Source organism: Collimonas sp. GW821-FHT02H07 (assembly GCF_059421505.1).
Genome location: NZ_JBWKVC010000024.1, coordinates 17,761 through 32,201, shown reverse-complemented (window position 1 = coordinate 32,201; position 14,441 = coordinate 17,761). Strand labels below are relative to the sequence as shown.

Genomic DNA, 14,441 nt, shown 5'->3' with positions numbered 1-14,441 from the left:
CAACACAGTAACGCCATCTGTTGGGCCAAAGTTTTCTACGTAGTCTCTGCAATCCCGGTTCTTTATCTGACGACATTCATCATGCCTATCTATAATTTTTCTGCTGGTCCTGCCGTGTTGCCGAAAGAGGTGCTGCAGCAAGCTGCTGCTGAAATGCTGGACTGGCAGGGCAGCGGCATGTCGGTGATGGAGATGAGTCATCGCGGCAAGGAATTCATGTCCATCCTGACCGCCGCGCAGCACGATTTCCGCGAATTGTTCGCGGTGCCGGACAATTACAAGCTGCTCTTCATGCAGGGCGGCGCGATTGCCGAGAACGCGATTGTTCCGCTCAACCTGTTGGGCCGCGGCGGTCGCGCCCAGCCGGCCACCAGCGATTACATCAATACCGGTTCCTGGTCGACCAAGTCGCTGAAAGAAGCGCGCCGCTACGGCAACGTCAATGTCGCCGCTTCTTCCGAAGACAGCCATTTCGCGCGCATCCCCGAGCGCGATAGCTGGCAGCTGTCCAAAGATCCGGCCTACGTCCATATCTGCACCAATGAGACCATCGACGGCGTTGAATATCATTTCACGCCTGATATCGCAACTGAAACCAATAACGCGCCGCTGGTGGCCGACATGTCCTCGCACATCCTGTCGCGCGTGGTGGACGTTTCCAAATACGGCGTGATCTATGGCGGCGCGCAAAAGAACATCGGCCCGGCCGGCCTGACCCTGGTGCTGGTGCGCGAGGATTTGCTCGGCCATGCCTTGCCGGCCTGCCCATCCGCCTTCAACTGGAAAATCGTCGCCGACAACGATTCGATGTACAACACGCCGCCAACCTATGCGATCTACATCGCCGGGCTGGTGTTCCAGTGGCTCAAGCGACAGGGCGGCGTCGCCGCGATGGAACAGCGCAATATCGCCAAGGCGGCACTGCTGTACGATTACCTGGATTCCACCGATTTCTACCGGACCAAGATCGCCAGCAGCTGCCGCTCGCGCATGAACGCGCCTTTCTTCCTGGCCGATGAAACGCTCAACGAATCCTTCCTGAGCGGCGCCAAGGAGCAGGGTTTGCTGCAGCTGAAGGGCCATAAATCGGTAGGCGGCATGCGGGCTTCGATCTATAACGCCATGCCTTTCGAAGGCGTGCAGGCGCTGGTGGCGTATTTGCAGGAATTTGAAAAGCGGCGCGGCTAGCGTGCCGAATGTGTCACCTTGCGCGCGCTTTTTCGGCAAGCGGTTGCCGATGTATGCCGGACCCGGTAGTAGAACCAGAGATAGAAACAAACATGAGCGAAGATAAACTCCTACCCTTGCGTCAGCAGATCGACGCGATTGACGCCGAAATCCTGGCCTTGCTGAACCGCCGCGCGAAAATCGCGCAAGAGGTCGGCCACGTCAAGGCTGAAACCAATGCCCCGGTGTTCCGTCCTGAACGCGAGGCGCAGGTCTTGCTCAAGGTTGCCGAACGCAATCCCGGACCGCTGCAAGGCGGCGACGTGCAGACCATTTTCCGCGAAGTGATGTCGGCTTGCCGCGCGCTGGAAAAGCGCGTGACGGTAGCTTATCTGGGCCCGGCCGGCACCTTCAGCGAACAGGCGGTGTATCAGCAGTTCGGCCACGCGGTGGAAGGCCTGCCGTGCGTCTCGATCGACGAAGTGTTCCGCACGACGGAAGCCGGCACCGCCGACTTCGGCGTGGCGCCTATCGAGAATTCCTCGGAAGGCGTGATCAACCGCACCCTCGACCTGCTGCTGCAAACCACGCTCAACATCAGCGGCGAAGTGTCGATTCCGGTGCATCACAGCCTGATGACCAAGGAAGGCACGATGGCCGGCATCGCCCGCATTTGCGCCCACTCGCAAGCGCTGGCGCAATGCAATGCCTGGCTCAACCAGCACTACCCGAATATCGAACGGCAGGCGGTGGCATCGAACGCCGAAGCGGCGCGCATGGCCAGCGAAAATGAAGCCGTGGCGGCGATCGCCGGCGAGATGGCTGCGCAAAAATACGATTTGCAGATCGTCAGCGCGAATATCCAGGACGATCCGCACAACCGCACCCGTTTCGCCGTGGTGGGCCGCCTGCAGAACGGCGCCAGCGGCAAGGACCAGACTTCGCTGGTGCTGTCGGTGGCGAACAAGGCCGGCGCCGTCTACAAGCTGCTGGCGCCGCTCGCCAAGCATGGCGTTTCGATGACCCGTTTTGAGTCGCGGCCGGCACGCATGGGCGCATGGGAATACTATTTCTATGTCGACGTCGAGGGCCATGCAGCAGACGAGAAGGTGGCCAAGGCGCTGGACGAACTGCAGCAGAACGCGGCGTTCTACAAGCTACTGGGGTCGTATCCGCGCAGCTTTTAAGCGGCGCTTGGACGCGCACTTGTTCAGCTCATTGATTTAACGCATTTACCTAATTATCTCGTTCAATATTTCGTCCTGAAAGCAGACAATGTCAATTCAATTTGGTCCAGAGTATGTACGCGCTATCGCCCCGTATCAGGGCGGCAAGCCGATTGCCGAAGTGGCGCGCGAATTCGGCCTGGACGAAGCCAAGATCATCAAGCTGGCCTCCAATGAAAACCCGCTGGGCATGCCGGAGTCGGCGCGCCTGGCCATGCAAAAGGCAGTGGCCGACATCGGCCGCTATCCGGACGCCAACGGCTTTGACCTGAAAGCCGCAATCACCGCCAAATACGACGTGCCGGCAGAGTGGATTACGCTCGGCAATGGCAGCAACGACATCCTGGAGCTGGCGACCCATGCTTTCGTTCAGGCCGGACAAGCTGCCATGTACGCCGAATATTCTTTCGTCGTGTATGCGCTGGCGACGCAGGCGGTCGGCGCCCGCGCCATCGTGGTCAAGGCCAAGGATTATGGCCATGACCTGGAGGCGATGGCCAATGCGATCACCGCCGACACCAAGCTGATCTTCATCGCCAATCCGAATAACCCTACCGGCAGCTTCATTCCGGCCGCCGAGCTGGAAGCATTCCTGGCGCGTGTGCCGGCGCAGATCGTGGTGGTGCTGGACGAGGCTTATAACGAATACCTGCCGCCCGAATTGCAATACGAGTCGATCGCCTGGGTGCGCAAATATCCGAACCTGCTGGTGTCGCGCACCATGTCCAAGGCCTATGGCCTGGCCGGCCTGCGCATCGGCTTCGGCATCGCGCAACCGCTGATCACCGATTTGCTGAACCGCATCCGCCAGCCGTTCAATGTCAATTCGCTGGCCCAGGCTGCGGCCGTGGCGGCCTTGAACGATACCGAGTTTCTGCAGCGTAGCGCGCAGCTGAATCGCGACGGCTACCGTCAGCTGACGCAAACCTTCGATGAGCTGGGCCTGGAATATGTGCCGTCGTTCGGCAACTTCGTGATGGTCAAGGTCGGCGCTGACGAAGGCGCCGGCGCGCGCGTCAACCTGGCGTTGCTGAAGCAGGGCATCATCGTGCGCCCGGTTGCCAACTACGGCTTGCCGCAGTGGTTGCGCGTCACCATCGGCCTGCCGCAAGAGAACGCGGCGTTCATCGACGCATTGAAGAAACTGCTGGCCTGATCGGCAGGGTCCTGATCAATCTTTATTGAAGCAACGCTTGTGTTCAAGAAAATCGCAATTTTCGGTGTCGGACTGATCGGCGGATCGTTTGCCCTGGCTTTGAAAAAGGCCGGTGCGGCAGAGCGGATCGTCGGCGTCGGCCGCCATCTCACGACTTTGCAGCGCGCCAAGGAACTGGGCATCATCGACCAGATCGCCAGCGATGTCGCGGACGCAGTGAGCGACGCTGACCTGGTCCTGATCGCCGCGCCAGTGGCGCAGACCGGCGCCATTCTGGCCAACATCGCGCCGCATCTGCAAGCTGGCACCATCGTCACCGACGCCGGCAGCACCAAGTCTGACGTGGCGTTGGCGGCGCGCGCCGCACTGGGCGGCAAGATCGGCCAGTTCGTGCCTGGCCATCCGATTGCCGGCCGCGAACAGAACGGCCCGGAAGCCGCGCTGGCGGAACTGTATGTCGGCAAGAAAGTAGTGCTGGCGCCGCTGCCGGAAAATTCGGCTGCGGACGTGGCCAGGGTCGCCGCTGCCTGGCAGCAGTGCGGCGCCTTGATCCATCAACTGTCGGCGCAGCAGCACGATGCCGTATTTGCCGCGGTCAGCCATTTGCCGCACGTGCTGGCGTATGCGCTGGTGGACGACATCGCCAACAAGCCGCATGCGGCGTCGCTGTTTCAATACGCGGCCAGCGGCTTTCGCGATTTCACCCGCATCGCCGGCTCGTCGCCGGAAATGTGGCGCGATATTTCATTGGCCAACCAAAGCGCCTTGCTGGGCGAGCTGGATGCCTACATGACGCAGCTGGGCCGTATGCGCGCCTTGCTGGCAGCCGGCGACGGCCCGGCGCTGGAAGCGATCTACAGCAACGCGCAGCAGGCAAGACACAACTGGATCAGCGCCATCGAGGCTGCGGAACAACAGAACAAGGAAGGTGGCGATTAATGAGTATCCAACGCAAACAAAGTTATCCCGAGTACCTGGATTTGCATCCTGTGGCAAAAGTGCAGGGTACGGTGCGGCTGCCGGGTTCGAAAAGCATTTCCAACCGCACTTTGCTGCTGGCCGCGCTGGCTAGCGGCGCCACGCAGATCCACGATTTGCTGGCCTCGGACGATACGCTGGTGATGCTGACGGCGCTCAAAAAGCTGGGTGTCGCCTGGGAGCAGGCGGAAGGCACGCAGACCTATACCGTGCACGGCTGCGGCGGCGCCTTTCCGGTGCATCAGGCCGATCTGTTCATGGGCAATGCCGGCACCGCGATCCGTCCGTTGACGGCGGCGCTGGCAGCCATGGGCGGCGACTACACGGTGCACGGCGTGGCGCGCATGCACGAGCGGCCTATCGGCGACCTGGTCGATGCGCTGAATGCAGTCGGCACGCGGATTGCGTACACCGGCGTGGCCGGCTTCCCGCCCTTGCATATCCAGCGCGGCCAGCTGCATAGCCAGCGCATCCAGGTGCGCGGCAATGTTTCCAGCCAGTTCCTGACCGCGTTGCTGATGGCGGCGCCGCTGATGGCGAAGCATGAGGCGGTGACGATAGAAGTGATCGGCGAACTCATTTCCAAGCCCTACATTGAAATCACCCTGAACCTGATGCAGCGTTTCGGCGTCACCGTGGCGCGCGACGGCTGGCAGGCGTTTACGGTGGCTGCCGGCGCACAGTATCAAAGCCCGGAAACCATCCACGTCGAAGGCGATGCCTCGACCGCTTCCTATTTCCTGGCGGCCGGCGCGATTGCCGGCGGCCCGTTGCGGGTCGAAGGCGTCGGCAAGGACAGCATCCAGGGCGACGTCCGTTTTGTCGAAGCGTTGGAACAGATGGGCGCCAGCATCACGATGGGCGACAACTGGATCGAAGTCTCATCCAACGGCGCACTGAAAGCCATCGATGCCGATTTCAACCATATCCCCGATGCCGCCATGACGATTGCGATCGCAGCGCTGTACGCCGAAGGCACCAGCACCTTGCGCAATATCGCCAGCTGGCGCGTCAAGGAAACCGACCGCCTGAGCGCCATGGCGACCGAGCTGCGCAAACTGGGCGCCACCATCGAAGAGGGCAGCGACTATCTGCGGGTGACGCCGCCGGCGCAGCTGCAGCCGGCCGCTATCGACACCTATGACGACCATCGCATGGCGATGTGTTTTTCGCTGGCTTCGCTGGACGGCGCGGCGCGCCGCGGCACCGCTGTGCGCATCAACGATCCGCAATGCGTCGCCAAGACCTTCCCGGATTATTTCACCGTGTTCGCGCAAATCGCCGAGCAGAAATTATTGTAAATGACAGGTCGCGCATGAATCTGACACTTGCCGATGTGCGCGACCTGTTTCGCCAGGTAACCTACGATCGCGGCCAGGAATACGTGCGCCAGCGCCGCGTGCTTGCGCTGGAACAGGACGGCGACGTCCTCAACGCCACGGTCCAGGGCAGCGGCAGCAACGTCTATCAGCAGGAAATCACGCTGTCGATGTTCCGCGACGCGCCGGACATCGACAGCGTCTGTTCCTGTCCGGTCGGCTCCAACTGCAAGCATGTGGCAGCGGCCTTGATCGAATATCTGCAGCGCCCTTCCGCCAATCAGCTGGCGCTTGCGCCTGTGTTGCCTGCACTGCCTGCGTCGCCCGCCGTCGCCACGCCCAAGCCGGTCGTTGCCAAAGCAAGTCCGCCGCCTGCTCTGGCGCGGACCATGGAAGCCTGGCTGACCCGGGTCCAGGGCGAAATCGCCGGCGCCGTTGCCGCGCCTCCGCAGCATGCCGGCTTGCGCCAGAAAGTCGCCACCCACCAGGTGGTTTTCGTGCTGTCCGCTGCCTACAACGGCAAGAAGGCGGTGCTGCACCTGTGCAAGGCGCAGCCGCGGCCCAACGGCCAGTTCCAGTCCGCGCAGCCGGTCACGGACGTGCCGCGCCTGTTGGCCGATCCGGCCGTGTTCCTGCGCCCCGAAGATCGCGATCTGATCGGTCTGTTTGTCGCCCAGAACGATGGCAATCACGCCCAGCATGCCGCCTGTGAACTAAGCGGGAAACTCGGCGCGCAGCTGTTGCGCGCGCTGCTGCAGCAACAGCGTTTGCTGTGGGCCAATTCCCTGCCTGACCTGGCGAAGGGTACCGCCTATCCATTGCAACTGGCGGCGCCGCGCCGCGCCAGCCTGACCTGGCATGAAGCGCTGGACGATGGCCGCGATGGCTCCGATCTGTGGCAGCTGGGCTGGCAATTTGAAGCGGAAGCTGCGAGCGGGCCGGCATCTATGCGCAAGAGCCTCGACTACATGTTGCCGACCGAGCCGCCCTGGTATATCGACAATCTGTCCTGCGGCGAGCTGCTGCTGTCGCAGCGCGATACCCGGATTTCCAGCAAGGCGCTCAACGACCTGGTGATCCAGGCGCCGATGCTCGACCCTGACGATAGCCTGGCGGTTGCCCAGCAATTGCTGACACAGGGTTTGAACGATGTGATTCCCTTCCCGCCGCAGGTGATCCAAACCGTGCGCCGCGACATTGCGCCGCAGCCCTTGCTGGTGCTGGGCAATCTCCCCAGTGTCAGCAATCCATCGATGCAGGATTTCGCCGAACTGCATTTCCGTTATGACGGCGCGATCGTCTCGGCCCAGTTTGCCGTGGCGCTGAGCCGCAACACGCCGGCCGGGATCGAACAGATCATGCGCGACCAGGCCGCTGAGAACGCCTTGCAGCAAACCCTGCTGGGGTTCGGCATGCACGCCCTGGAAGGGACCCAACATCCGCTAGCCATGATGCCCGGCATGTTCATGCTGCCGGACCAGTCAGCCTGGCTGCGCTTTGCGAAAGAGGGATTGCCGCAGCTGATCGCGCAGGGCTGGCAGATCGAGAAGCGTGCCGAATATCGTTTCGATGTGGCCGAAGTGGAAGACTGGTATGCCGAGATTGCCGAGGCGGATGAGACGGCAGGCAGCGCCGGCGCTTCCTTCGACCTGCAGATGGGCATCGTGGTCAACCAACAGCGGGTATCGCTGCTGCCGCTGCTGGTGGATTTGATACGTCACGCGCCGCAGGATTTCGATCCGCGCGCCATGGCGCTGCGCGACGACCAGGACGAACTGCTGGTGCGCCTGAGCGACGGTGTGCATGTCGCCATGCCCTGGGGCCGCATCAAGCCCATCCTGAATACCCTGGGCGAACTGTATTTCACTGAAAAATCGGAAGGCCCGGTGCGCTTGTCGGCGCTCGATGCGGCGCGCCTGGCCGAGCTGGATGTCGGCAACCAGCTGCGCTGGGTGGGCGGCGAGCGGCTGCGCAGCATGGGGCAGAAGCTGCTGACTTTCGGCGGCATCAAGCAGGTGTCGGCGCCGCCCGGCCTGCAAGCCACCTTGCGCGATTACCAGCTGCAAGGATTGGCGTGGATGCAGTTCCTGCGCGAATACGACTTGGCCGGCATCCTGGCCGACGACATGGGCCTGGGCAAGACCGTCCAGACCCTGGCGCATATCCTGATCGAAAAGCAAAGCGGCCGCCTGACCGCGCCGGCGCTGGTGATTGCGCCGACCAGCCTGATGGATAACTGGCTGCAGGAAGCCGCGCGCTTTGCGCCCGATCTGCGCGTGCTGGTGTTGCAGGGCAAGCAGCGCCTGGAACAGTTCGAGCAAATCGCCGGATTCGATCTGGTGCTGACCACCTATGCCTTGCTGCCGCGCGATGAAGAGCGCTGGCGCGAGCACGTCTTCCATCTGCTGATCCTGGACGAAGCCCATTACATCAAGAACCCGCGTTCCAAGGTGGCGCAAAGCGCGGCTTTGCTGAATGCGCGGCATCGGCTGTGCCTCAGCGGCACGCCTGTGGAAAACCATCTGGGCGAACTGTGGGCGCAGTTTCATTTCCTGCTGCCGGGTTTGCTGGGCGATGAAAAGACTTTTAACCGCGACTTCCGCCAGCCTATCGAAAAGCAGGGCGACGCCACGCGCCGGGCCTTGCTGAGCCGGCGCATCAAGCCCTTCCTGCTGCGCCGGACCAAGGACAAGGTGGCCAAAGAGCTGCCGCCGAAAACCGAGATGCTGCGCAGCGTGACCTTGAGCGGGGCGCAACGCGATCTCTACGAAAATGTGCGCCTGGCGATGGACAAGAAGGTGCGCGAGGAAATCGCCAAGAAGGGCGTGGCGCGCAGCCATATCGTGATCCTGGAAGCGCTGCTGAAGTTGCGCCAGGCTTGCTGCGATCCGCGTCTGCTCAAGACCGACCAGCCCGAGGCCGAGGCAGCGCAGGCCGAAATGCCCTCCGCCAAGCTGCTAGAGCTGCTGGAGATGGTAGAGGAACTGCGCCAGGAAGACCGGCGGATCCTGGTCTTTTCGCAATTTACCAGTATGCTGGCGCTGATCGCCGCCGAATTGCGCCAGCGCGATATCGGCTATGCGCTGCTGACCGGCGCCACCCAGGACCGGGTCGAGCCGGTGCGCCAGTTTCAGGAGGGCGAAGTGCCGGTGTTCCTGATCAGTCTGAAGGCTGGCGGCGTCGGCCTCAACCTGACCGCGGCCGACACCGTGATCCATTACGATCCGTGGTGGAATCCGGCCGCCGAAAGCCAGGCCACCGACCGCGCCTGGCGCATCGGCCAGGACAAGCCGGTATTCGTCTACAAGCTGATCGCCAAGGGGACGGTGGAAGAGAGCATCCAGCTGCTGCAGCAAAAGAAGGCCGACCTGGCGCAAGCCATGTTGTCGCCGCAAGGGGATGAAGCCCAGAACGTCGGCCTGACCCAGGACGATCTGCAGGCAATTTTTGCGCCGCTGGCTGAGTGAGATGTTTTCGAACGGGTCAAAAAATAACTAACTGTATCAACTAACTGTATCAATTCAACAATAACAACCGAGTATTCCTATGCCTAATTCCCCTATCCCCGTCATCACCATTGATGGCCCCACGGCATCCGGCAAAGGCACTGTCGCGCAAAAGGTTGCGCAGCATCTGGGTTTCCACTATCTCGATTCCGGCGCGCTGTATCGCCTGACGGCCTTGTCGGTCCTGCGGCGCAATACTCCGCTGGATGACGAGCATGCGCTGGCCAAGGCGGCCGAGCACTTGCATTGCCATTTCAACGGCGCCCATATTTTCCTGGCGAATGAAGACGTCACGAATGACATCAGGGCGGAAGAAGTCGGCAACATGGCTTCCAAAATTGCTGCAATACCAACAGTGCGCCAGGCTCTGTACGGCCTGCAGTTGAGTTTCCGGCAACATCCAGGGCTGGTGGCCGACGGCCGCGACATGGGCACCGTGATATTCCCCCATGCCGCCCTCAAGGTGTTTTTGACCGCGAGTGTTGAAGCGAGGGCTCAACGACGCTATAAGCAATTGATTGACAAGGGTTTTTCTGCTAATATGGAAGACCTCTCAAAGGATTTGACGGAGCGTGATGCGCGCGATAGCAACCGCAGCTCGGCACCGTTAAAGGCCGCGCCAGGGGCGTATCTGCTGGATACTTCTGCAATGACTGCCGATCAGGCGGTCGAACAGATACTCAGCTGGCATGCCGCTGCCAAGCCGATCTGAACGGGAAATAAGTTGTAAATGAGCAGTAACTCAGCGTTTCTAGCAGCAAGCAGTAACAAAATTTGTTGTTTTTTTGCAGTACCTTGGTGTCCGGTCTGACGCAAAGTCTGGCCGGACGTTGAAAAACCTAACCCAATATTGACCGCGTCTTAGCAAGTGCTGTTGTAACCGCCGCTGTAACCGGTTACCCAAGTATTTTGCAGAGATAGGGCGGCAATACTGTCAACTAGTCAAAACTATGTCCATCACTGTTCTGTCCCCCGCATCTGCCGGCGCCGATGAATTTGCCGCGCTGTTTGAAGAATCGCTGTCACGTCAAGACATGCGTTCTGGTGAAGTGATTTCTGCTGAAGTCGTGCGCCTTGACCATAACTTCGTTATCGTCAACGCTGGCCTCAAGTCAGAAGCCTTCATTCCAATTGAAGAATTTAAAAATGACAACGGCGAACTCGAAGTAGCTGTCGGCGATTTCATCTCCGTCGCTATCGAATCGCTGGAAAACGGTTTCGGCGACACCATCCTGTCGCGCGACAAGGCCAAGCGTCTGGCATCGTGGCTCTCGCTGGAAAAAGCGATGGAGTCCGGCGAGATCGTTACCGGTACTGTCAATGGCAAGGTCAAGGGCGGCCTGACCGTTCTGACCAACGGCATCCGTGCCTTCCTGCCGGGTTCGCTGGTCGACACCCGTCCGGTCAAGGACACAACGCCGTTCGAAGGCAAGACCATGGAGTTCAAGGTCATCAAGCTCGATCGCAAGCGTAACAACGTCGTGCTGTCGCGTCGCGCGGTTATCGAAGCGTCGATGGGCGAAGAGCGCCAGAAGCTGATGGAAACCCTGAAAGAAGGCACCATCGTGACCGGCGTCGTCAAGAACATCACCGACTATGGCGCATTCGTGGACCTGGGCGGCATCGACGGCCTGCTGCACATCACTGATCTGGCATGGCGTCGTGTGCGTCACCCGTCGGAAGTGCTGACAGTCGGTCAAGAGATCACTGCCAAGGTTCTGAAGTACGATCAAGAAAAGAATCGCGTTTCCCTGGGCGTCAAGCAACTGGGCGACGATCCTTGGACCGGTCTGTCGCGTCGTTACCCGCAAAGCACTCGTCTGTTCGGTAAAGTCACCAACCTCACCGACTACGGCGCATTCGTTGAAGTCGAACAAGGTATCGAAGGCCTGGTCCACGTTTCCGAAATGGATTGGACCAACAAGAACGTGGCGCCAAACAAGGTTGTCCAACTGGGCGACGAAGTTGAAGTCATGGTTCTGGAAATCGACGAAGACCGCCGCCGTATCAGCCTGGGCATGAAGCAGTGCAAGGCTAATCCTTGGGACGACTTCGCTGTTACCCACAAGAAGGGCGACAAGGTCAAGGGCGCGATCAAATCGATCACCGACTTCGGCGTGTTCATCGGCCTGGCCGGCAACATTGACGGTCTGGTGCATCTGTCGGATCTGTCCTGGACTGAAACCGGCGAAGAAGCCGTTCGTCGCTTCAAGAAGGGTGACGAGCTGGAAGCCATCGTTCTGGCAATCGACGTTGAGCGTGAGCGCGTTTCCCTGGGCGTCAAGCAACTGGAAGGCGATCCATTCAACAACTTCGCTGCAATGAACGACAAGGGCGCACTGGTTTCCGGTACCGTCAAGTCGGTCGAGCCTAAGGGCGCAGTGATCCAGTTGTCGGACGAAGTCGAAGGCTACCTGCGCGCTTCCGAAATCTCCCGCGATCGCGTGGAAGATGCCGGTACGCACCTGAAGGTCGGCGATACAGTCGAAACCATGGTCATCAACATCGACCGCAAGGCTCGCAGCATCCAGCTGTCGATCAAGGCGAAAGACAATGTTGAAACGCAAGAAGCAATGCAAAAGCTGTCCTCGGCTTCGGACTCCAATGCAGCTTCCGGCACGACCAGCCTGGGCGCTCTGTTGAAGGCCAAGCTCGATAACAGCAAGAACTAAGCAATAACTAAAGTAAGCGAGTCAAGCTAATGACAAAGTCGGAGCTGATTGCCCGCTTGGCCGAACGTTATCCGCAACTGGTAGCCAAGGATGCGGATTACGCGGTGAAAACCATACTCGATGCAATGGCGGATGCCTTGGCAACCGGCCAGCGCATCGAGATCCGCGGATTCGGCAGTTTTGCGCTGAATCGGCGGCCACCGCGGATCGGGCGCAATCCCAAGTCCGGCGACAAAGTGATGGTGCCCGAAAAACGGGTGCCGCATTTCAAGCCTGGCAAGGAGCTGCGCGAACGCGTCGATGCGATGGTCGGGCAACCGATCCGGGAAGACTGAGTTATCAGTTTTGTACAAGCAGCTTGTACGAGCAAAATCGAAACGGCATCTTCGGATGCCGTTTTTTTTCACGTAAGGCCTGTCCCATCCGATTTGGGAGTGCGAACGCGCGGCAGGCGTTGCAGGCCCAGGCGCGGCGACGCGACGTAGCGGTGCTACGGCAAGGAGGCGCAACACAGGCATGCGACGCCTGCAGCCGTTCCCGGAGGGTTCAAGCCAAAATGCGTGCTGGCCGCGTTGCATGGCTTGCCACCACGCATTTTGGCTTGAACGCATCTCCCAAATCGGATGGGACAGGCCCTATAATTTCGCATCATTTAAAGTTATATTGTTTGTGTATTAGGTGAGAATTTGCAAAAATGACAATGGCAAAGCCGGTCAGCTGCAAATCGGACTAACTCATCAGCCACCATTACCCAATCACACGGAAAGGCATCATGAAAATCATTTCCAGAATTCTTTCGATCCTGCTCTTTGTCGTATTTTTCGGATTCGCGCTGCAGAACAAAGATAGCGTCAATCTCCAGTTCTTTCCCGGCACCACCATGCAAGGACCGCTGGTGCTGTTCCTGCTGGGTTTCTTTGTGTTCGGCGCGATCCTGGGCGTGCTGGCGATGGCGCCATCGGTATTCCGTCACCGCCGCAATGCCACAAAAAGCAAAAAAGCCCTGACCACCATGCAGAAGGAACAAGAAGCACAACGGCTGGCAGAGTCGCAAGCACCGCAACCGGACAGCATCAAGAATATATAATGCCGCTAAGTATCAAATCGCGTGCGCCGCTGCCGTCGTAGCGGCGCACGCGATTTGCCGGCATCTTCACACCTGGGTTCACACAGAATCCAGGTCACGCATAAAGCACACCCGTATGGAATTTGAAATTTGGTGGTTACTCGGCATCCCGGTCTTTTTTGGACTGGGCTGGATTGCCGCACGGGTCGATATCAATCAGCTGATATCCGAGTCACGCAGTTTGCCCCGCGGTTATTTCAAGGGCTTGAATTTCCTGCTCAACGAGCAGCCTGACAAGGCCATCGACGCCTTCATCGAAATCGTCAAGCTCGATCCGGAAACCGCCGAGCTGCATTTCGCGCTCGGCAATCTGTTCCGCCGCCGCGGCGAAACCGAGCGCGCGATCCGGGTCCACCAGAACCTGCTGGCGCGTCCCGACCTGGCGCAGGAACATCGCCTGCACGCCCAGTATGAACTGGGACAGGATTACCTGAAAGCCGGCCTGCTGGACCGCGCTGAAGAAAGCTTCCATTTGCTGGCCGGCAGCCAATACGGCGCGCAAGCCGGCCGTGCGCTGCTGGAAATCTACCAGCGTGAAAAGGAATGGCTGCGCGCCATCGAGGCGGCCCAGACTTTGCAGCAGTCCGGCGCCGGTGGCAGGCAAAAGGAAATCGCGCAGTTTTATTGCGAGCTGGCGCAGGACGAACTGGTCGACGGCCACCCCGAGCAAGCCAAGTCCTTGCTGGACCAGGCCCTCAGCAACGACCGCAACAGCGTGCGCGCCACCATGCTGCTGGGCGATGTGCACCTGGCGCAAGGCGACGTCGAGGGCGCCTTGCATGTCTGGCGCCGGGTTGAGCAGCAAAGCGTGCTGCACGTGGCGCTGGTAGCGCAGCGCCTGATGGATGGCTATCGCGCAGTCGGCCGGCCGCACGAAGGCGTCAGCCTGCTGCGTTCCTACCTGGCGGAAGCTTCTTCCATCGATTTGCTGGAAGTGGTGTTCAAGGCCGTGCTGGAACTGGATGGGGTGGACGCCACCAATCAGCTGGTGAGCGATGAGCTGCGGCGTACACCGACCTTGCTGGGACTGGATAAGCTGCTGGAAGCGCGCTTGATGAAAATAACGCCGGAAATGCATACCGAACTGTCGGTAGTCAAGAATCTGGTGCACGGTTATACCCAGAAGCTGGCGCGTTACCAATGCAGCCACTGCGGCTTCAAGGCGCGCCAGTTCTACTGGCAATGCCCGGGCTGCAGCCGCTGGGAAACCTACCCGCCGCGTCGTACGGAAGAATTGAACGTAATGAATTAATCCCGCTGGCCCGCCCTGGTTCCGGCGGGCAGCGCATTC

General features: G+C 60.1%; 11 protein-coding genes. All 11 read left to right on the top strand.

What is annotated here, in order from left to right; genetic code table 11:
- Positions 1 to 81 precede the first annotated feature (81 nt).
- The 11 genes from serC to lapB all read left to right on the top strand — a co-directional run bounded on the left by serC (position 82) and on the right by lapB (position 14,402).
- On the top strand, positions 82 to 1,188 hold the full coding sequence (gene serC / locus AC07V8_RS24300; protein WP_494680803.1) for a 3-phosphoserine/phosphohydroxythreonine transaminase: 1,107 nt from the start codon (positions 82 to 84) through the stop codon (positions 1,186 to 1,188).
- A 92-nt stretch (positions 1,189 to 1,280) separates the two neighbouring features.
- Positions 1,281 to 2,354, top strand: a complete 1,074-nt coding sequence (gene pheA / locus AC07V8_RS24295; RefSeq protein ID WP_494680804.1) for a prephenate dehydratase — start codon at positions 1,281 to 1,283, stop codon at positions 2,352 to 2,354.
- An 88-nt stretch (positions 2,355 to 2,442) separates the two neighbouring features.
- A complete protein-coding gene (gene hisC, locus AC07V8_RS24290) occupies positions 2,443 to 3,549 on the top strand; it encodes a histidinol-phosphate transaminase (RefSeq protein ID WP_494680805.1) in 1,107 nt (368 codons plus the stop codon).
- A 39-nt stretch (positions 3,550 to 3,588) separates the two neighbouring features.
- Positions 3,589 to 4,488, top strand: a complete 900-nt coding sequence (locus AC07V8_RS24285) for a prephenate dehydrogenase (protein WP_494680806.1) — start codon at positions 3,589 to 3,591, stop codon at positions 4,486 to 4,488.
- On the top strand, positions 4,488 to 5,828 hold the full coding sequence (gene aroA, locus AC07V8_RS24280; RefSeq protein ID WP_494680807.1) for a 3-phosphoshikimate 1-carboxyvinyltransferase: 1,341 nt from the start codon (positions 4,488 to 4,490) through the stop codon (positions 5,826 to 5,828). The genes AC07V8_RS24285 and aroA overlap by 1 nt, the downstream gene beginning before the upstream one ends.
- A gap of 14 nt (positions 5,829 to 5,842) precedes the next feature.
- On the top strand, positions 5,843 to 9,313 hold the full coding sequence (locus AC07V8_RS24275) for a DEAD/DEAH box helicase (protein WP_494680808.1): 3,471 nt from the start codon (positions 5,843 to 5,845) through the stop codon (positions 9,311 to 9,313).
- A gap of 79 nt (positions 9,314 to 9,392) precedes the next feature.
- Entirely contained in the window at positions 9,393 to 10,064 is a 672-nt protein-coding gene (cmk, locus tag AC07V8_RS24270; RefSeq protein WP_494680809.1) for a (d)CMP kinase, read from the top strand.
- A gap of 238 nt (positions 10,065 to 10,302) precedes the next feature.
- Positions 10,303 to 12,024: a 30S ribosomal protein S1 gene (rpsA, locus tag AC07V8_RS24265; RefSeq protein WP_061943781.1), complete on the top strand. Its 1,722-nt coding sequence runs from the start codon at positions 10,303 to 10,305 to the stop codon at positions 12,022 to 12,024.
- 29 nt (positions 12,025 to 12,053) lie between these two features.
- The gene (locus AC07V8_RS24260; RefSeq protein ID WP_098494048.1) at positions 12,054 to 12,359 is read left to right on the top strand and encodes an integration host factor subunit beta; all 306 of its coding nucleotides are present in this window, start codon (positions 12,054 to 12,056) and stop codon (positions 12,357 to 12,359) included.
- A gap of 437 nt (positions 12,360 to 12,796) precedes the next feature.
- Positions 12,797 to 13,111, top strand: a complete 315-nt coding sequence (locus AC07V8_RS24255; protein WP_211443554.1) for a LapA family protein — start codon at positions 12,797 to 12,799, stop codon at positions 13,109 to 13,111.
- 115 nt (positions 13,112 to 13,226) lie between these two features.
- The gene (gene lapB, locus AC07V8_RS24250) at positions 13,227 to 14,402 is read left to right on the top strand and encodes a lipopolysaccharide assembly protein LapB (RefSeq protein WP_098494046.1); all 1,176 of its coding nucleotides are present in this window, start codon (positions 13,227 to 13,229) and stop codon (positions 14,400 to 14,402) included.
- The last annotated feature ends 39 nt before the right edge of the window (positions 14,403 to 14,441 follow it).

What these genes read in the sequence shown, in the direction of transcription:
- serC (WP_494680803.1), top strand. Translation starts at nt 82, where the DNA reads ATGCCTATCTATAATTTTTCTGCTGGTCCTGCCGTGTTGCCGAAAGAG.
- pheA (WP_494680804.1), top strand. Translation starts at nt 1,281, where the DNA reads ATGAGCGAAGATAAACTCCTACCCTTGCGTCAGCAGATCGACGCGATT.
- hisC (WP_494680805.1), top strand. Translation starts at nt 2,443, where the DNA reads ATGTCAATTCAATTTGGTCCAGAGTATGTACGCGCTATCGCCCCGTAT.
- aroA (WP_494680807.1), top strand. Translation starts at nt 4,488, where the DNA reads ATGAGTATCCAACGCAAACAAAGTTATCCCGAGTACCTGGATTTGCAT.
- AC07V8_RS24275 (WP_494680808.1), top strand. Translation starts at nt 5,843, where the DNA reads ATGAATCTGACACTTGCCGATGTGCGCGACCTGTTTCGCCAGGTAACC.
- cmk (WP_494680809.1), top strand. Translation starts at nt 9,393, where the DNA reads ATGCCTAATTCCCCTATCCCCGTCATCACCATTGATGGCCCCACGGCA.
- rpsA (WP_061943781.1), top strand. Translation starts at nt 10,303, where the DNA reads ATGTCCATCACTGTTCTGTCCCCCGCATCTGCCGGCGCCGATGAATTT.
- AC07V8_RS24260 (WP_098494048.1), top strand. Translation starts at nt 12,054, where the DNA reads ATGACAAAGTCGGAGCTGATTGCCCGCTTGGCCGAACGTTATCCGCAA.
- AC07V8_RS24255 (WP_211443554.1), top strand. Translation starts at nt 12,797, where the DNA reads ATGAAAATCATTTCCAGAATTCTTTCGATCCTGCTCTTTGTCGTATTT.
- lapB (WP_098494046.1), top strand. Translation starts at nt 13,227, where the DNA reads ATGGAATTTGAAATTTGGTGGTTACTCGGCATCCCGGTCTTTTTTGGA.